The 17,190-nt window shown below is 73.0% G+C and carries 14 protein-coding genes, 1 pseudogene and 1 riboswitch; of the genes and pseudogenes, 9 read left to right on the top strand and 6 right to left on the bottom strand.

Annotation, left to right across the window (positions count from 1 at the left end):
* Positions 1–32 precede the first annotated feature (32 nt).
* On the top strand, positions 33–1,337 hold the full coding sequence (locus ACFYUZ_RS27260; protein WP_389313492.1) for a phosphoribosyltransferase family protein: 1,305 nt from the start codon (positions 33–35) through the stop codon (positions 1,335–1,337).
* On the opposite strand, the gene ACFYUZ_RS27255 is transcribed toward ACFYUZ_RS27260, so the two are convergent.
* Positions 1,321–2,211 carry a transglycosylase SLT domain-containing protein gene (locus ACFYUZ_RS27255; protein ID WP_389313490.1) on the bottom strand — a complete coding sequence of 297 codons (891 nt, stop codon included), beginning with the start codon at positions 2,209–2,211 and terminating at the stop codon, positions 1,321–1,323. The genes ACFYUZ_RS27260 and ACFYUZ_RS27255 overlap by 17 nt on opposite strands.
* A gap of 4 nt (positions 2,212–2,215) precedes the next feature.
* Positions 2,216–2,400: riboswitch (cyclic di-AMP (ydaO/yuaA leader) on the bottom strand.
* A 379-nt stretch (positions 2,401–2,779) separates the two neighbouring features.
* Between ACFYUZ_RS27255 and ACFYUZ_RS27250 the strand changes: the two genes are divergently transcribed.
* Entirely contained in the window at positions 2,780–3,382 is a 603-nt protein-coding gene (locus ACFYUZ_RS27250; RefSeq protein WP_389313488.1) for a hypothetical protein, read from the top strand.
* A gap of 64 nt (positions 3,383–3,446) precedes the next feature.
* Here ACFYUZ_RS27250 and ACFYUZ_RS27245 read toward each other — a convergent pair whose 3' ends face one another.
* Positions 3,447–5,471, bottom strand: coding sequence for a phosphocholine-specific phospholipase C (locus tag ACFYUZ_RS27245; RefSeq protein ID WP_389313486.1), 2,025 nt, complete (start codon positions 5,469–5,471; stop codon positions 3,447–3,449).
* A 418-nt stretch (positions 5,472–5,889) separates the two neighbouring features.
* Between ACFYUZ_RS27245 and ACFYUZ_RS27240 the strand changes: the two genes are divergently transcribed.
* Both ACFYUZ_RS27240 and ACFYUZ_RS27235 read left to right on the top strand, forming a co-directional pair.
* Complete coding sequence (locus ACFYUZ_RS27240; RefSeq protein WP_389313484.1) at positions 5,890–6,813, top strand: SIS domain-containing protein; 924 nt, start codon at positions 5,890–5,892, stop codon at positions 6,811–6,813.
* Positions 6,814–6,852: 39 nt separating this feature from the next.
* Positions 6,853–7,686, top strand: coding sequence for a ketose-bisphosphate aldolase (locus tag ACFYUZ_RS27235; RefSeq protein WP_389313482.1), 834 nt, complete (start codon positions 6,853–6,855; stop codon positions 7,684–7,686).
* 6 nt (positions 7,687–7,692) lie between these two features.
* Here the strand turns inward: ACFYUZ_RS27235 and ACFYUZ_RS27230 are convergent, their stop codons facing one another.
* Positions 7,693–8,592 carry a LysR substrate-binding domain-containing protein gene (locus tag ACFYUZ_RS27230; RefSeq protein WP_389313481.1) on the bottom strand — a complete coding sequence of 300 codons (900 nt, stop codon included), beginning with the start codon at positions 8,590–8,592 and terminating at the stop codon, positions 7,693–7,695.
* Positions 8,593–8,664: 72 nt separating this feature from the next.
* Here ACFYUZ_RS27230 and ACFYUZ_RS27225 point away from each other — a divergent pair, with 72 nt between their 5' ends.
* A complete protein-coding gene (locus ACFYUZ_RS27225) occupies positions 8,665–9,603 on the top strand; it encodes a DMT family transporter (RefSeq protein WP_389313479.1) in 939 nt (312 codons plus the stop codon).
* Here the strand turns inward: ACFYUZ_RS27225 and ACFYUZ_RS27220 are convergent.
* Complete coding sequence (locus tag ACFYUZ_RS27220; protein WP_389313477.1) at positions 9,572–10,018, bottom strand: nitroreductase family deazaflavin-dependent oxidoreductase; 447 nt, start codon at positions 10,016–10,018, stop codon at positions 9,572–9,574. The genes ACFYUZ_RS27225 and ACFYUZ_RS27220 overlap by 32 nt on opposite strands.
* 274 nt (positions 10,019–10,292) lie before the next feature.
* Between ACFYUZ_RS27220 and ACFYUZ_RS27215 the strand changes: the two genes are divergently transcribed.
* A complete protein-coding gene (locus ACFYUZ_RS27215) occupies positions 10,293–10,721 on the top strand; it encodes a nucleoside deaminase (RefSeq protein WP_389313475.1) in 429 nt (142 codons plus the stop codon).
* A gap of 240 nt (positions 10,722–10,961) precedes the next feature.
* On the opposite strand, the gene ACFYUZ_RS27210 is transcribed toward ACFYUZ_RS27215, so the two are convergent.
* Positions 10,962–12,227, bottom strand: coding sequence for a serine hydrolase domain-containing protein (locus tag ACFYUZ_RS27210; protein ID WP_389313473.1), 1,266 nt, complete (start codon positions 12,225–12,227; stop codon positions 10,962–10,964).
* Positions 12,228–12,568: 341 nt separating this feature from the next.
* On the opposite strand from ACFYUZ_RS27210, the gene ACFYUZ_RS27205 reads away from it, so the two are divergent.
* The gene (locus ACFYUZ_RS27205; RefSeq protein WP_389313472.1) at positions 12,569–13,525 is read left to right on the top strand and encodes a GlxA family transcriptional regulator; all 957 of its coding nucleotides are present in this window, start codon (positions 12,569–12,571) and stop codon (positions 13,523–13,525) included.
* 110 nt (positions 13,526–13,635) lie between these two features.
* Positions 13,636–14,634, top strand: a complete 999-nt coding sequence (gene gap, locus ACFYUZ_RS27200) for a type I glyceraldehyde-3-phosphate dehydrogenase (protein ID WP_389313470.1) — start codon at positions 13,636–13,638, stop codon at positions 14,632–14,634.
* Between the two features lie 200 nt (positions 14,635–14,834).
* Here the strand turns inward: gap and ACFYUZ_RS27195 are convergent.
* Positions 14,835–15,053, bottom strand: a pseudogene (locus ACFYUZ_RS27195) (glycosyltransferase); the annotation flags it as partial.
* Positions 15,054–15,117: 64 nt separating this feature from the next.
* Between ACFYUZ_RS27195 and ligA the strand changes: the two are divergent.
* Positions 15,118–17,184 carry an NAD-dependent DNA ligase LigA gene (gene ligA, locus ACFYUZ_RS27190; RefSeq protein ID WP_389313469.1) on the top strand — a complete coding sequence of 689 codons (2,067 nt, stop codon included), beginning with the start codon at positions 15,118–15,120 and terminating at the stop codon, positions 17,182–17,184.
* The last annotated feature ends 6 nt before the right edge of the window (positions 17,185–17,190 follow it).

Genomic DNA, 17,190 nt, shown 5'->3' with positions numbered 1-17,190 from the left:
CGAGCCGCGCACCAGCGGAAGGGCGGCGGACCATGTTCTTCAGCGATCGCACCGACGCCGGGCGGCAGCTCGCCGCCCGGCTCGACCACCTCAAGGGCCATGACGTCGTGGTCCTCGGGCTTCCGCGGGGCGGTGTGCCGGTGGCGGCTGAGGTCGCCGACGCCCTCGACGCGCCGCTCGACATCTGTCTCGTACGGAAGCTCGGTGTGCCGCACCAGCCGGAGCTCGCGATGGGGGCGATCGGGGAGGGAGGCGTGCGGGTGCTCAACGAGCGGGTGCTCCGCGAGACCCGTGTGGGCGACCACGACCTCGCCGCGGTGGAGGAGCGTGAGCACGCCGAGCTCGACCAGCGCGCCCGCCGCTACCGGGGCGGCCGGTCCTCCCTGCCCCTCGAAGGGCGGACGGTCGTCGTGGTCGACGACGGGCTGGCGACGGGGGCCACGGCGCTGGCGGCCTGCCGGGTGGTGCGGGCCCGGGGCGCCGCCCGGATCGTCCTCGCCGTCCCGGTGGCGCCACGGGGCTGGACGACCCGCGTCGGCGACGATGCCGACGAGGCCGTCAGCGTGCACACGCCGGACCTCTTCTTCGCGATCGGGCAGTTCTACCAGGACTTCTCGCAGACCCCGGACGCCGAGGTCATCGCCTGTCTGGACCGGAGCGGAGCCGGGCGGGACCCCGTCGCGCAGGGCACGGACGTGCGGATCCCGGTCTCCGGCGTCACCCTCGACGGACGGCTCGTGGTCCCCGAGGGCGCCGGCGGCATCGTCCTGTTCGCCCACGGCAGCGGCAGCAGCCGCCACAGCCCCAGGAACCGGGCGGTCGCCGGGGGGCTCAACCGGGCGGGCCTCGGGACCCTCCTCTTCGACCTGCTGACCGAGGAGGAGGCGGGGGACCGGGAGCGTGTCTTCGACACCCCGCTCCTCGCCGGGCGGCTCGCCGGGGCCACGGAGTGGCTGGCCGGGAGGCCCGAGAGCACGGGACTCCCGCTCGGGTACTTCGGCGCGAGCACGGGCGCGGCCGCCGCGCTGTGGGCGGCCGCCGACCCCGCGTCACCCGTGAGCGCCGTCGTCTCGCGGGGCGGCCGGCCGGACCTCGCGGCCGAGCACCTGGCCCGGGTGCGCGCTCCGACGCTCCTGGTGGTGGGCGGCGCGGACGCGATGGTCCTGGACCTCAACAGGCGGGCCCTGGCACTGCTGCGCTGCGAGAACCGGCTCGCCGTGGTGGGGGGCGCCGGCCACCTCTTCGAGGAGCCGGGCGCCCTGGAGGAGGTGGCGGACCTCGCCACCTCCTGGTTCGCCGAGCACTTCCGGCGTCAGGGGATCAGTACGCCGAGTTGACGTTGTCGATGGAGCCGTAGCGGTCGGCCGCGTAGTTGCAGGCGGCGGTGATGTTGGCGACCGGGTCGAACAGGTCCATGGAGGTGCCGGGCACGTGATAGGCGAGGAAGGTCGGCTCGATGACCTGGAGCAGGCCCTTGGAGGGGGTGCCGGCGACCGCGTTGGAGTCCCAGAGGTTGATGGCCCGGGGGTTCCCGGACGACTCGCGCATGACGTTGCGGTAGATCCCGTCGTAGGAGCCGGGGATGCCGTGCTGGCCCATGATGGCCAGGGACTCCCGGATCCAGCCGTCGAGGTTGTCGGCGTAGTTCGTGGCGGCCACGGGGGCGGCCTGGCCGGCGGCGGGGGCGGGGGCGACGGCCGGGACGGCCTGCGCGGCGGAGGCGCCCGTACCGGTGGCGACGGCGGGAGCGGCCGGCCGGCGCTCGGAGCGGCTCGCCCGTTCGGTCGTGGCGGACTTCTTCGCCTTCGCCTGCGGGGGAGTGGCCTTGGCGGAATCCCGACGGATCGTCAGTTCGAGACCGGGGTGAATGAGTGACGGGTCGTCACCCACGACGCTCTTATTGGCACGGTAAAGGCTCTTCCAGCCCCCCTGAATTCCCTTCTTGTGGGCGATCAGGGAAAGCGAGTCACCACTCACGACGGTGTACGTGCGCGCGGCGGCAGGGGCGGCGGGAGCCTTGGCGGCGGCCTGCGCGGCGGGAGCGGCGAGGGACTGGGCGGCGGTCTCCGGGGCACCGGACACGGGCGCGGCGTCGGCGACGGCCGGGGCGACGAGCGGCAGGGCGAGTGCGGCGCCACCCGTGCCGACCAGGGCGAGGCCGCGGGAGACGGGGCCGCGGCGGGGGCGGCGGTGCTTACCGTGAGCAGGCATGACGGTTTCCTCTCCGGCGCCTGCGGGGTGAGCTGTCGGGTTCGGACGGGAGATGTCCGGCCGCGCGCACGCGGCTTCACCCCGAGCCGTTCCGGATTCCGGACCGGCGTATTCGTGGGTCCCCCGCTCCTGCCGTCGGGTGAAAAGGGAGGTTTACCGAGCGGCGGCAGGATTGGGCGTTCCGCTCGAATGGAGGTGACCGTAGGCCAGTAATGCGACGGATAACAAGGGGAGGGGACCCCGTGTATCCGGAAATGGATCACGAAATTCGGGCAATTCAAGATCGATGCCGTCCGGGAGGCCTCGAACTTCCTTGTCCGGTACGGGCTGGGGGAGGGCGTCGCCGGGTGGTCGGACCGCGCGAGTGAGTCGTGTCACTCAAAGCGCAATGTCCGATTTAGTATGTAATTCCATTCATGGGTAAATGAGGTGGTAATTCACTCGATGGGGTGTTCGTGAAGAGGGGGGTGGGGTGGTGTGAGGTGGGCAACTCTCTTGGGGGTGTAAAAGTCGCAAAACAGACATTCCATCTTGAAAGATGGAGGGAGTCGACTCAGGAGACACCCCTATGCCGCCCTCCGCTTCCCTGCTCAGCCCCGACGCCCTCGACCGCGAGGCGGCCGCCCTCTTCGAGAGCGTCACCTGGCAGCGGATCGTCACGGACTGGAACGCCCCCCAGGAGCCGCCGTCGGCGGAGGAGGGCTGGCGGGCGCTGCTCAGCGTGCCGGTGGACCGGCTCGTGGCCGACGCCCTGGCCGCCCTGCCCCCGGCGCTCCCCGCCGAGCGCCGTCTCCCGGGGCGGCTCGGAGCCGTGCTGCCGGACCGGCTGCACACCTGGCGCCGCATCGGCCAGGCCGAGCTCCGGCCCTCGGTCCACCTCGGCTACGCGCGCCTGGTGCTGACGGAGTGGGGCTGGCAGAACGCCCCGTACAAGCTGCGTGACGTGCGGGGCGCCCGGTGCGTCTGTGGGGCTCTCCTCGCCGCCCACCGGCTCGGCTACGGCAGCGCCGACACCATGAACGAGGCGGCCGCCTGGATCATGACCGAACTGCGGTCGCGCGGCTGGCAGGGTCTGATCGGGCCGTGGAACCGGGCCCCCGGCCGCACCGGGGCCGACGCCGTGGCGCTCCTCGACGCCACGGCCCGGCGCGCCGCGCACGCCGGCCGCTGACGCCACGCCGCCCCGGTGCCGGGCGGCGACCGGGAGGCCGCCGCCCGGCACGCGGGGAGGGGGATCAGCCGCTGACGCTCGGGGCCCCGGTCTCGATGTGGCCGGTGTACCGGCGCGACCAGCTTCCGTCGATGTCGGCGAGGATCGTGAAGTCGTACCAGCCGCCGTTGTACGCCACCGCGTTGAAGAAGTCCTCGCGGCTGGAGTTCGCCGGCACCGTGTAGGTCCACGGCCCGTCCGAGCGGTAGGCGTTCGAGCGGATCGTGAAGGTGACGGGACCGGCCGAGGTGTTCGTCATCCTGAACCACAGGGCCGTCCTGCCCGTCCCCGCCTCGGGCGCGAACCGGGCCGCCACCTCGACGGCCTTGCCCGCCTTGGAGGCGTCCCCGACGAAGCGGCGCAGGAAACGGTTCGGGCCCATCATCGAGATGTCGTACTTCCCCGAGCCCGAGCCGAGGCCGATGTTGAAGTAGTCGGTGGCCGTGCCGCCGGGGTCGACGGTGTACTGCCAGGCGGCGGTGTCCCGGTACTGGTGCGGATGGATCGAGAAGTGCGCCGAGCGCTTGGCCTCCGCGCCCTGGTTGGTCATGGAGAACCAGGCGAGGATCTTGCCCGCGGCGCCGAACTCGAAGCGGTCGAGGTTGCCGTTCACCTGGTAGGGCAGGGCGCGCGCCGGCCGGGTACCGGACTCCTGGACGGGCAGCGCGTTGTTCTGCGGTGCCGGGTTCGGCAGCGGGCCGCAGGTGGCCTGCCCGATCACCTTCGCCGTGGACGGAAGGCCGGCGGGCACTCCGTACACCGGGTTGGCGAAGTCGAAGACCCCGGTCAGGTCGCCGGTGACCTTGCGTCGCCAGGCGCTGATGTGGGGGCAGGCGGCCGGGGTGCCGAGGGCCGTCGTCCAGCTCTCCATGAAGCGCAGGACCGACGTGTGGTCGAAGACCTCGGAGCTCACCCAACCGCCCCGGGTCCACGGGGACATGACGATCATCGGGACGCGGAAGCCCAGGCCGATCGGCACGCCGTCGAGGTACTCGCCCGCGGTGCCCGGAGGGGCGACCGGCGGCGGCACGTGGTCGAAGAAGCCGTCGTTCTCGTCGTAGTTGAGGAAGAGCACCGTGGAGTCGAACACCTCGGGGTTCGCGGCGAGCGCCCGGTAGACGAGGTCGACGAAGTGGGCGCCGTCGCCCGGAGGGGCGTAGGGGTGCTCGGAGAAGGCCTCGTTCGCGACCACCCACGAGACCTGCGGCAGGGTCCCCGCGACGACGTCGGCGCGGATCGCCGCGGCGATGTCGTCCGGCGTCGAGCCGGTCACCTTCGGGACCGAGCCCATGCCCCGGTCGTACAGGGGGTCCCCGGGCCGTGCGTCGGTGAACTTCTTGAAGTACGCGAGGCCGTTGTCGCCGTAGTTGTCCTGGGCGTTCTGGTAGACCTTCCAGCTCACGCCGGCGCGCTGGAGCGCCTCGGCGTACGTCTCCCAGGTGAGGCCCGACTCGTCGCCGCCGTCCTTGCTGGAGCCGTCGATCTTCCCGCTCCACAGGAACGTGCGGTTGGGGCCCGTGGCGCTCAGCGTCGAGCAGAAGTACGCGTCGCAGATCGTGTAGTGGTCGGCGAGCGCGTAGTGGAACGGGATGTCCCCGCGGTCGAGGTGACCGAGCGTCCGGGTGTTGCCCACGCCCGTGACCCAGTTGTCGAGGCGTCCCTTGTTCCAGGCGGCGTGCTGCGAGGTCCAGCTGTGCGGCAGGTCGCCGTTGCACTGGGCGAGGGTCTCGCCGTCGACACCGCCGGCCGGCGGTGTGGCGCTGAGCTTCCAGGGGTACTGGCGGCCGCCCCAGTTGGGCTGGTTGAACATGCCCCAGCCGCCGGGCAGGTTGCCGGCGGCGCGGTCGCCGAAGCCCCGTACGCCCTTCAGGGTGCCGAAGTAGTGGTCGAAACTGCGGTTCTCCTGCATGAGGACCACCACGTGCCGGACGTCGGCGAGGGTGCCGGTCGCGGTGCTCGCGGCGGCGGACGCCCGGACCGGCGGGAGCGCGGCCCCCGCCATGAGCCCCGCGCCGATCCCGACGAACCCCCTGCGGCTGATGGGAATCATGCCTCGCCCCTCCTGTCACGGTGTGCCCCAGCGGCACGTCGGAGACATGATGGGGGAGGAGAGCTTAAAGGTATACAGCCGTGCGGTAATTACTCGATGAATACCAGCGAGACCTGAGAGACCGCGTCACAGATTGGTTCTACCTCAGACCAATGGGATGGGTGTCGGGCCAATGGCCGGAGGTGGCCTCGGGTCGGGCCTCCGCCGACGCGGCGGCTCCCGGGGGCGTGGCGGGGCCGCTCGCGCACCGCGCTGCGAGCGCCCGCGCGACCTCTGTCGTCGTCGTGCCCCCATGAGGCCCGATTCTCGTCGTCGACGGGCGTGGGGCCTGGAAAGCAGATGCACCTTTCTGCTTGAATGACGTCATCTTCAAACATCTTCCACCAACATCGCGCACTCTTCTTACAAGGAGATCGGCATGACGACCACCCGCACCGCCGTGGAGATCGCCTCCCAGCCGGCGACCTGGCGCCAGGCGGCCCGCACCCTGCCCCAGCACGTCGCGGCCCTGCCCCGACGCGGCGAGCGGGTCGCGGTGATCGGCTGCGGCACCTCCTGGTTCATGGCCCTCGCCTACGCGGAGCTGCGCGAGTCCGGCGGCCACGGCGAGACCGACGCCTTCGCCGCCTCCGAATTCCCCTACGGCCGCCGTTACGACCGGGTCGTGGCCATCACCCGCTCCGGCACCACCAGCGAGGTCCTCGCCGTCCTGTCCCGGCTGCGCGGCACCGTCCCCACCGGGGCGATCACGGCCGACCCCACGACCCCGGTGATGGACCTCGCCGACGAGGTGGCCGTCCTCGACTTCGCCGACGAGGAGTCCGTCGTCCAGACCCGCTTCGCGACCACCGTGCTCGCCCTGTTCCGCGCGCACCTGGAGGCCGAGGACACCCTGCCGGAGGGACTCGCCGGCGTCGAGGACGCCGCCCGCGACGCCGAGCAGGCCCTCGCCTCCCCGCTCGACGAGAGCGTGCGCACGGCGGAGCAGTTCACCTTCCTCGGCACCGGCTGGACGTACGGACTCGCCCTGGAGGCGGCCCTGAAGATGCGCGAGGCGGCCGGCGCCTGGACGGAGGCGTACCCGGCCATGGAGTACCGCCACGGCCCGATCAGCATCACCGGCCCCGGCCGGGTGACCTGGGGCTTCGGCGCCCTGCCCGCGGGGCTCGCGGACGAGGTGCGCAAGGTCGGCGGCACCCTCGCCGGGAGCGGCCTCGACCCGCTCGCCGAGCTCGTCCGCGCCCAGCGGCTCGCCGTCGCCGTCGCCGAGGCCCATGGGCTCAACCCGGACACCCCCCGGAACCTGACCCGTTCCGTCGTCCTCACCGACGTCCATGCCTGACCGCCGCCCCGCCCCCGCCCACCGTCCGGGAGAGACGCCATGCCGCTGACGCCCACCGACGAGATCGTCCGCCGCGCCCGCACCACGGGCACCGGGGTGGGGGCGTTCAACGTCCTCCAGCTCGAACACGCCCAGGCCATCGTGGCCGGCGCCGAGGTCGCCGACCGCCCTGTCGTCCTCCAGATCAGCGAGAACACCGTTCGCTACCACGGAGCCCTGGAACCGGTCGCGCTCGCCTCCCTGGCCGTCGCCCGCGCCGCCAAGACCCCCGTCGCCGTCCATCTCGACCACGCCGAGAACCCCGACCTCGTCCGCGAGGCCGTCGCCCTCGGCCTGGGCTCGGTCATGTTCGACGCCTCCAGGCTCCCGTACGCGGAGAACGTCGCCGCGACCCGCGAGGTCGTGGAGTACTGCCACCGCCACGGCGTCTGGGTCGAGGCCGAACTCGGCGAGGTCGGCGGCAAGGGCGGCGCCCACACCCCGGGCGTACGCACGGACCCCGAGGAGGCGCGTGCCTTCGTCGCCGCCACCGGCGTCGACGCCCTCGCGGTCGCGGTCGGCAGCGTCCACCAGATGGTGACCCGGGACGCCGTCCTCGACCTCGACCTGATCGCCCGCTTGCGTGCGGCCGTCGACACCCCGCTCGTCCTGCACGGCTCCTCGGGCGTCTCGGACCCGCACCTCACCGCGGCGATCGCGGCGGGCATGACCAAGGTGAACGTCTCCACCCATCTGAACAAGGCCTTCACCGAGGCCGTCCGCGCGCACCTCGCCGAACACCCCACGACGGTCGACCCCCGCACGTACCTGGCGCCAGCCCGCGCGGCCGTCGCCCGCGAGGTCTCCCACCTCCTGGCGGTCCTCTCGCCGTGACGGCCCCTACGACGTGACCCCGCCCACCCGGACCTCCTGAAGCGCCGTCAGGAGGTCCCGCACGGCGGGCAGCGCCAGAGAGGACTCCCGTACCGCCGCGTGGATCGAGCGGACCGGCTCGGGGCCGCGGACCTTGCGGACCACCACGCTCGGACGGCGGCTGCCGAGGCCCATCAGGGGGATCAGACTGATGCCGAGACCGGCCGCGACGAAACCCTGCGCGGCCGCGTACTCCTCGCACTCCACCGCGATGTCCGGGCTGAACCCGGCGGCCGCGCACGCGTCGAGGACCGCGTCGAGGCAGGGACCCGGCCGCTCACTGCCGACCCACGGTTCGGCGGCCAGGTCCGCCAGGTCGACGGTGCCGCGGCGGCCGGCCAGCCGGTGTCCTCTGGGCAGGACCGCGCGGTACGGGTCGTCCGCCAGGGGGACGAGCCGGAGGCCGTCGCCGGACGCCTCCGGCCCGGCGCCCCGGGGCCGCACGAGGAGGGTGAGGTCCGCCTCCTCGTCGGGCGCGCCGTCGGAGATCCTCAGCTCCACCCGTACGCCCGGGTGTTCCGCGCGGAAGCGGGCCAGGGCGGGGGCGACCAGGTCGGCGCCCGCCGTGGCGAAGTAGCGGACGACGATCCGCCCCGTGCGGCCCGCCCGGAGATCGGCGAGCGCCGTCTCCGCCTCGGCGACCTGACGTCCGATGACGGCGGCGTGCTCGGTGAGCAGCCGGCCGGCGGCGGTCGGCCGCACGCCCCGGCCGAAACGTTCGAGCAGCGCGATGCCGGCCTCCTTCTCCAGGACGGCGATCTGCTGGCTCACGGCGGAGGGGGTGTAGCCGAGGTGTCCGGCGGCGGCCGTGATCGAACCGCTGGCGACCACGGCCCCGAGCACCTGCATGCGTCTCACATCGAGCATGCAGGAGAGCTTAACGGTGACTACACGATCCTTCGCTTGTCCTGTAGGCCGACGGCCGGGACCGTGGAAGGCATGACTTCGGCGATGCGCATGGGCGTCCTGGCCCTGCTCTGGGGCTCCGGCTTCCTCTGGATCAAGATCTCCCTCGACGAGGGACTCACCCCGGGATGGATCACCTTCGTGCGGTGCCTCCTCGGCGCGGCGGTCCTCCTGGCGCTCGCGTACGGTGCCGGACAGCGGCTGCCGAGAGACCGCGGCACCTGGGGGCGCCTCGTGGTCGCCGCCCTCCTCTGCAACGCGCTGCCGTTCCTCCTCTTCTCCGTCGGCGAGCAGACCGTCGACAGCGGAGTGGCCGGCGTCCTGAACGCCACCACCCCGCTGTGGTCCCTCCTCATCGGCCTCGGCCTCGGCACCGAACGCCCCCTGCACCCCGCCCGGCTCTGCGGACTCGCCCTCGGCTTCGCCGGGGTCCTGCTGATCTTCGCGCCCTGGAGCACGGGCTCCGGCCTGATGACCCGGGGAGCGCTCGCACTGCTCGGCGCCTCCATGAGCTACGCGGCGGCCTTCGCGTACATGGCCCGCCGACTCGCCGACCGGGGCACCGCGCCCCTGGCCCTCTCCGCGGCGCAGCTCCTCACGGCCACCGCCCTCAGCACACCAGCCCTGGCGACCGGCGGCCGGGCGACCGTGACCGTGACGGGACTGCTCGCGGTCCTCGTCCTCGGCGTCCTCGCCACCGGACTCACCTTCCACCTCAACTACCGCATGATCGCCGAGGAGGGACCCACCAGCGCCGCCACCGTCGGCTACCTGCTGCCGGTCGTGTCCGTCACCCTGGGCGCGCTGGTGCTCGGCGAGCCGTTGACCGCCCGGATCCTGACGGGCATGACGGTCGTCCTCGTCGGCGTGGGGCTGACCCGCACGCGGAAGGGGCCCGCCCCGGACCCTGCGACGGCCGCGGAGACCGGGCCGACGGAGGCTACACGTCCTGGACGACCGGCTCCGCGATGAAGAGGGGGATCTCCCGGTCGGTCCTGCGCTGGTAGTCGGCGTAGTCGGGGAACGCGGCGACGGCCCGATCCCACCACGCCTGCCGCTCCTCGCCGGTGACCAGGCGCGTCTTCATGTCCCACACGTGCGTGCCGTCGCGCAGTTCGACCAGGGGCGTGGCCACCAGGTTGTGGTACCAGACGGGGTGCTTGACCGCCCCGCCGTTGGAGGCGACGAGCGCGTACGCGCCCTCGTGCTCGACCCTCATGAGCGGGGTCTTGCGGAGCTTGCCGCTCCGGGCGCCGAGGTTCGTGACCAGGACGACGGGCAGGCCGCGCATCGTCGTGCCCTCGGTGCCGCCGGACGATTCGTACAGCTCGACCTGGTCGCGCACCCACTTCGTCGTGCTGGGCTCGTACTCGCCTTCGAGGGGCATGGTGTGTGTCCTTTCGGATGGCGTCCGGCGGTGCCGGTCCGGTTGCCCCGACGCTATCCGACACCTCGTGACTCCCGGCGGAGGAGCGGGCACACGGGGCATGCCCCAGAGGGGTGCCCCCGCCGTGACCGCGTGCACGAGCGACAGCGGCCCCCGTTCCGCCCCCCTCCCGACCCTTCGGCCTTCCCGCGCGCACCGGGCGCTGAGAAGATCGTCGGCACGACCGTCCGGATCCGCCCCACCTCTTCCGACACCACGTCAGAACGGAACCCTCATGACGACAGCCGGCGACCACGCCCTCCTCCGCCGCGCCATCGCCCTCGCCGTCGAGGCGAGGGAAGGCGGCGATCCCCCGTTCGGGTCGCTCCTCGCGGCCCCGGACGGCACGGTCCTGGCCGAGGAGCGCAACACCACCCTCACGGACCGGGACATCACCGCGCACCCCGAACTGAAGCTCGCCCGGTGGGCGGCCCGGGAGCTGGACCCGGCCACGGCGGCCAAGACCACCATGTACACCAGCTGCCAGCCGTGCGGCATGTGCGAGGCGGTCATCCGGCAGGCGGGCCTCCGCCGCGTCGTGTACGCCCTCTCCAACGAGCAGCTCCTCGACATCCGCCCGGCCGGCGGCCGCCCGCCCGTACCGCAGGACGGCCCCGCCCTGCTCGACGAGGTACGGGCCGTGGTCGAGGGCTACTACCGCTGACCCGGAGCCGGTCCGAGGGCGCCCCCGCGGTCCTGGAGTCCGCCCTCCAGGACCGCGGTCCCGACCGGGTCGCCGCCCTCGTCCACGCCGGCGACCGGGCCTCCGCGAACGTCATGCGCAAGCTCGGCACGGCGCCGGAGCGGGAGGCGGGCCACCCGGTCCTCGGCGTCCCGCCGCGGACCTACGCCATCGACCTCACCGGGTGCCAGGCGTGATCACCGGCGCCTCGCCGGAGGGCCGTCAGTGGCGCTCCGGCAGGTCCCGCTCCGCCGGCAGCGACGAGAAGTCGCGGGCGGCCGGCGAGGAGGCGGCCCGCGAGGACGGCGCCACCGTCGGCTTCTTTCCGCAGAAGGCCGCCTCCAGCGTTCCGCCGAGGGCCGTGTTGGCGGCACCGTGGTTCGAGGTGTTCGCCACGGCCGACAGGCTGCGCCGCCCGTCGCCGGTCGAGAAGGCGTACGTGTAGAAGCCCTGCACGGTGCCCGTGTGGCCGAACACCTGGGTGCCGCAGGACAGGTCGTAACGGCGCAGGCCGAGACCGTAGAACCGGGTGTTGGTGGCGTCCGTCGGCGTGACCGTCGTCATCTCCCTCAGCATCGCCGGGGACAGCAGCCTGCCGCGCATGAGCGCGCTGGTGAAGGTGTTCAGGTCGGCGGGGCTGGAGATGACGGCCCCGGCGGACTGCGCCCAGGACACGGTCTGTTCCGTGGAGTCCACGAGCGGGTCGCCGGCCGCGTCCGGGTGCAGGTAACCCCGCACGTGCAGGCCCTTGATGCGCGTGTCGGGGTGGACGTACGAGGTCCCGCGCAGCTTCAGCGGCTTGAAGATGCGGCGCTCGTACGCGTCGGACACCGGCCGGCCCGTGAGCTTCTCGATGAGCATGCCGACGACCACGAAGTTCGCGTTGGAGTACTTGTACGCCACGCCGGGCTCGGTGGTGCGGGGCTCGCTGAGGGAGAGGTCCACGAGCTCCTGGTAGCTGAACACCCGGTTCCGCACGGCCTCGAAGCCGGGCACGGTGTCGGCGAACATCGCGTTGGTGTAGTCGGCGAGCCCGCTGCGGTGGGTGAGGAGGTGCCGGACCGTGATGCGGTCGTCGGGGAGCAGCCCGGGCAGGTACCGGTTGACGGGCGCGTCGAGTTCCAGCCGGCCCTCCTCCACCAACTGCAGGAGCACGACCGTGGAGAACGTCTTGCTGACGCTTCCGATCCGGAAGCGCGCGTGGATGTCCATCGGCGCCCCCGACGTCCGGTCCTGGACGCCGACGGTCCGGCTCTCGACCCCGTGCGGGCCGGTGAAGCGGGCCATCGCCCCCGGCGCGCCGTTGGCCATGGCCGACTGGAGGGCGGCGGTCACGCCCTCCATGTCCGGGGCGGGAACCGCGGGCGTGGCCGCCGCGGTGGGGGAGGGGGGAGCGGCGAACGCGCTCGTGGCGGGGACGACACCCGCCGCGAGGGCGGCGACCAGGGTGATGCTCACGGCCAGACGGCGATGTGACGAAAGGGGCACGCTGATTCCTCGACTTCTTCCGGAACGTTCGACGCGGCACTGGGCGGGGGTGGGCCGCAGGGGCGGGGGCCGCGTCGCTGTCGCACGCGACCCCCGTGCCCAACGATCATGAGTGCCGTCGCGCGCGGGCGGTTCCCGACACGGGCGACGAGTTCCGGACGGCACAGTTCCGTCCCGGCCGCGGCCCGACCGGGACCACGACGCCGGTCTCCGGATCCAGGACTCCGGATCCAGGTCTCCGGCTCCAGGGTTCCGGTTCCCGGGCGCCGCGATCCGGCGGTCGGGGGCGTCCGCGGTCGCCGCTGACCAGCGAGGACACCCGTACGCGTACCCTCGTGGACGTGTCTGCCTCACGTCTCCACCGCGTCGCCGTCCTCGTGCTCGAAGGCGCGAAACCCCTCGACGTCGGAATCCCCGCGCAGGTGTTCACGACCCGGGCGAGCATGCCGTACGAGGTACGGGTCTGCGGCGCGGAGCCCGGCGTCGTGGCCGGTGGCGACGGGCTGGCGTACCAGGTCGCCCACGGTCTGGAAGCGCTCGCGTGGGCCGACATCGTCTTCGTCCCCGGCTACCGCCACCCGGACCGCGAGGACCCGCCGCAGGCCGTCGTCGACGCGCTGATCGCCGCCCACGCGCGCGGGGCGCGGCTCGCCGCCATCTCGACGGGCGCCTTCGCCCTCGCCGCCACCGGCCTCCTCGACGGCAAACGGGCCACGACGCACTGGCACTACGCGCGGGCGCTCGCGACCAAGCGGCCACTGATCCACGTCGACGAGAACGTCCTCTTCGTCGACGAGGGCAGCATGCTCACCTCCGCCGGCGCGGCCTCCGGCATCGACCTGTGCCTCCACATCCTGCGCGGGGACCTCGGCGTGGGCGCCTCGAACCACGCCGCCCGGCGGCTCGTGGCCGCCCCGTACCGCAGCGGCGGCCAGGCGCAGTACGTGCCGCGCAGCGTGCCGGAGCCGCTCGGCGAGCGGTTCGCCGCCACCCGCGAATGGGCGCTGCACCGGCTCGGCGAGCCCCTCACCCTGGAGATACTCGCCCGGAACGCGGCGGTGTCGCCGCGCACGTTCTCCCGCCGCTTCGTCGAGGACACCGGCTACACGCCGATGCAGTGGGTCATGCGCGCCCGCATCGACATGGCCCGTGAACTGCTCGAACGGTCCGAGCGGGGCGTCGAGCAGATCGCCGCCGACGTCGGCCTGGGCACCGGCGCCAACCTCCGCCTGCACTTCCAGCGCATCCTGGGCACCACCCCGACCGAGTACCGGCGCACCTTCGCGCAGGGGGAGTAGCCCGCCCGTCGACCCCTTGGCGCGATACTTGCGGACCGTGGCGATCACGCCGCTGGTCGGAACGATCATTCCGCGCGAACCTGGGTGGTGAATCGGAAGGGACACCGCTCATGACTCGTATCGCCATCAATGGTTTCGGCCGCATCGGACGCAACGTGCTGCGCGCGCTCCTCGAGCGCGAGAGCGACCTCGAGGTCGTCGCCATCAACGACCTCACGGAGCCCACGGCCCTTGCGCGGCTCCTCGCCTTCGACTCGACCTCGGGCCGCCTGGGCCGCCCGGTCACCGTCGACGGGGACACCCTCGTCGTCGACGGCCGCCGCATCAAGGTGCTCGCCGAGCGCGAGCCGGCGCAGCTGCCGTGGGCCGAACTCGGCGTCGACATCGTCCTGGAGTCCACCGGCCGCTTCACCTCGGCCAAGGCCGCCCGCGCGCACCTCGACGCCGGCGCCAAGAAGGTGCTCGTCAGCGCGCCCGCGGACGGCGCCGACGTCACCCTCGCCTACGGCGTGAACACCGACGCGTACGACGCCGATCTGCACACGATCGTCTCGAACGCCTCCTGCACGACGAACGCCCTCGCGCCCCTCGCGAAGGTCCTCGACGACCTCGCCGGCATCGAGCACGGCTTCATGACGACGGTTCACGCCTACACGCAGGAGCAGAACCTGCAGGACGGCCCGCACCGCGACCCGCGCCGCGCCCGCGCCGCCGGCGTCAACATCGTGCCGACCTCGACGGGCGCCGCGAAGGCCATCGGCCTCGTGCTGCCGAACCTGGACGGCAAGCTGTCCGGCGACTCGATCCGCGTGCCGGTCCCGGTGGGCTCCATCGTCGAGCTCAACACGACCGTCGCCCGCGACGTGACCCGCGAGGAGGTCCTGGAGGCCTACCGCGCCGCCGCCGAGGGCCCGCTGGCCGGTGTCCTCGAGTACTCGGACGACCCGCTGGTCTCCGCCGACATCGTGGGCAACCCGCACTCGTCGATCTTCGACTCGGCCCTCACCCGCGTCGAGGGACGTCACGTCAAGGTCGTCGCCTGGTACGACAACGAGTGGGGCTTCTCGAACCGCGTGATCGACAGCCTGCAGCTCCTCGCCACGCGCTGACGACGAGCCGAACCACCGGCCCCGCCGCACGCGGTGGGGCCAGGCACGGTCACACGCCGGCCCCGACCGCACGGGGGCCGGCGTGTGACGCGTTCCCATGCCGCGGGCGGTCGTCGACGGGCCGGGCCTCGGACCGGCACCGAAGAGTCCGGCCCGCTCGACGTCCACGCCCGTCTCGGGCCGACGCGCACGGCCGCCACTCAGCCGACCGCGTCGAACAACGGCTTCGCGGCCACCGCCGCCCCGTCCGGACGGATCGTGCCCGCCACCGCCGTGGCGCGGGCGAGGGTCTCGGGAGCGAGGGCCGTCTCCAGCGCCGCCGACAGGGACTCCACGGACGGGCTCGCGCCGTCGTGCGCGACCCCGACGCCCAGGTGGGACACACGGCCCGCCCAGTACGGCTGATCGGCGCCCAGTGGGCGCCGGCCAGGTGCCGGGCGGCGCACGGGAGCGTTGTCAGACCCCTGCGACAGGATGACGGGCATGACGACAACGCCCGCCGTTGAGGCGCACTTCAGCCTGTCCAGCCGTGCCGCGTACGAGGCCGCCATCGAGCGTCTGCGCGACGCGTCCCGCACGTACTTCGGCGCGGGCTACAGCGTCATGGACGACGCCACGTACGACCGGCTGCGGCTCGACGTGAAGGCCTGGGAGGCGGAGCACCCCGAGGACGTCGCTCCGGACTCGCCCGCGGACCAGGTCGCCGACGGCGCCGCCCCGGCCGGCGACGTCGCGCACACCACACGGCTGCTCAGCCTCGACAACGTCTTCGCGCCCGAGGGGCTCGTCGCCTGGGGCGCCTCGCTCCGGCGCAGGCTCGGGCACGAGCCGGCGGGAGGATTCACCGTCGAGCCGAAGATGGACGGCGCGGCCGTCGCCGCCCGGTACCGTGACGGACGACTGGTGCAGATCATCACCCGCGGCGACGGCACGCAGGGCGAGGACGTCAGCCACGTCATCGGGACGATCGTGGGCCTCCCCGAGCAGCTGCCCGTCCCCGCCACCTTCGAGGCGCGCGGCGAAGTCCTCTTCACGCAGGAGCAGTTCGAGGCCGCGAACGAGATACGGATCGCCCACGGCGGAGACGTCTTCGCCAATCCGCGCAACGGCGCCGCCGGCACGCTGCGGGCGAAGGACCGGCCCTACCGTCTGGCCATGACGTTCTGGGCGTACGGCGCCGTCGACCTCGACGGCCGGGCGTTCCTGCCCGCCGGGGCCGGTCACGCCGAGACCCTGGCCGCGGTGGCGGAAGCCGGGGTGCGGACGACGGCGGCGACCCCCGCCGGACTGCACGTGGTCGCCACCCTCGCCGAGGCCCAGCGGAGGGTCGACGCGATCGCCGCGATGCGCGCGAGCCTGCCGTTCGGCATCGACGGCGTCGTCATCAAGGCCGACAGCGCCGCGGAGCAGGCGGCGGCGGGCTTCGGCAGCCGTTTCCCCTACTGGGCGATCGCCTACAAGCTCGCGGCCGTCGAGCGTCAGACCGTCCTTCAGGACGTGTTCTGGGAAGTGGGCCGTACGGGTGTGCTCGCCCCGACCGCCGTGCTCGCCGCCGTGGAGCTCGACGGCTCCACCGTCACCCGCGCCACCCTGCACAACCCCGCCGACATCCTGCGGCGGGACCTCCACATCGGGGACACCGTGACCGTCCACAAGGCCGGCGACATCATCCCGCGCGTCCGGGCCGCCGTCGTCGAGCTCCGTCCCGAGGGCGCCGTCCCGGTGCCGCTGCCCGAGGCGTGCCCCCACTGCGGCGGGGAGATCGACAAGAGCCAGGAGCGGTGGCGCTGTGCGAAGGGCACGGCCTGTGCGCTCGCGCCGCTGATCGAGTACGTCGCCGGGCGCGACATCCTCGACATCGACGGCCTCGGCCGGAAGTACGTCGACGCGCTGATCGCCGCCGGTGTCGTCGGTGACGTCGCCGACCTGTTCACCCTCACCGAGGAGCAGCTCGCCGCCGCCTCCGGCAGCGCCAAGCGGGGCGCGAAGCTGGCGGAGCAGATCCGGCTCGCCAGGTCCCGCCCCCTCAGCCGCGTCTTCTGCGCGCTCGGCGTGCCGGGCACCGGCCGCAGCATGTCCCGGCGCATCGCCGCGTACTTCGGCACGATGGAGGCCATCCGGGCGGCCGACGCCGCCGCCCTGCAGGAGGTCGAGGGCATAGGCCCGGAGAAGGCGCCGGTCATCGTGGAGCAGGTCGCCGCGCTCGCCCCGGTGATCGACAAGCTGATCGCGGCGGGCGTCGGCATGACCGAGCCGGGACCGGAGAAGGCCGAGGACACGGTCGACGGACCGCTGAGCGGGAAGACCGTCGTCGTGACGGGGAAGATGACCGGTCCCCTGCACGGCTGGGGGCGCTCCGAGACGGTCGCGCTCATCGAGAAGGCCGGCGGGCGCGCGGGCAGCGGCGTGAACTCCAGGACCACGTACCTGGTCGCGGCGCCGTCGGCGAACGGCAAGCCGAGCTCGAAGGCCGTCAAGGCCGCGGAACTGGGCGTCGAGGTCCTCACCCCGGAGGACTTCGCCACGCTGGTGGCCGCGTACCTGGACTGAACCGCC

Source organism: Streptomyces sp. NPDC004266, from assembly GCF_042874095.1.
In the GTDB taxonomy this organism is placed as follows: Bacteria; Actinomycetota; Actinomycetes; order Streptomycetales; family Streptomycetaceae; genus Streptomyces.
Note: the sequence above shows the minus strand (reverse complement) of the source record. Positions and strands in the feature narration are given on the sequence as shown.

Bases quoted from the DNA above. Each gene is read 5' to 3' on its own strand.
- ACFYUZ_RS27225 (WP_389313479.1), top strand. From the start codon at position 8,665: ATGACTTCGGCGATGCGCATGGGCGTCCTGGCCCTGCTCTGGGGCTCC.
- ACFYUZ_RS27245 (WP_389313486.1), bottom strand. From the start codon at position 5,471: ATGATTCCCATCAGCCGCAGGGGGTTCGTCGGGATCGGCGCGGGGCTC.
- ACFYUZ_RS27255 (WP_389313490.1), bottom strand. From the start codon at position 2,211: ATGCCTGCTCACGGTAAGCACCGCCGCCCCCGCCGCGGCCCCGTCTCC.
- ACFYUZ_RS27220 (WP_389313477.1), bottom strand. From the start codon at position 10,018: ATGCCCCTCGAAGGCGAGTACGAGCCCAGCACGACGAAGTGGGTGCGC.
- gap (WP_389313470.1), top strand. From the start codon at position 13,636: ATGACTCGTATCGCCATCAATGGTTTCGGCCGCATCGGACGCAACGTG.
- ACFYUZ_RS27250 (WP_389313488.1), top strand. From the start codon at position 2,780: ATGCCGCCCTCCGCTTCCCTGCTCAGCCCCGACGCCCTCGACCGCGAG.
- ACFYUZ_RS27230 (WP_389313481.1), bottom strand. From the start codon at position 8,592: ATGCTCGATGTGAGACGCATGCAGGTGCTCGGGGCCGTGGTCGCCAGC.
- ACFYUZ_RS27240 (WP_389313484.1), top strand. From the start codon at position 5,890: ATGACGACCACCCGCACCGCCGTGGAGATCGCCTCCCAGCCGGCGACC.
- ligA (WP_389313469.1), top strand. From the start codon at position 15,118: ATGACGACAACGCCCGCCGTTGAGGCGCACTTCAGCCTGTCCAGCCGT.
- ACFYUZ_RS27260 (WP_389313492.1), top strand. From the start codon at position 33: ATGTTCTTCAGCGATCGCACCGACGCCGGGCGGCAGCTCGCCGCCCGG.
- ACFYUZ_RS27215 (WP_389313475.1), top strand. From the start codon at position 10,293: ATGACGACAGCCGGCGACCACGCCCTCCTCCGCCGCGCCATCGCCCTC.
- ACFYUZ_RS27235 (WP_389313482.1), top strand. From the start codon at position 6,853: ATGCCGCTGACGCCCACCGACGAGATCGTCCGCCGCGCCCGCACCACG.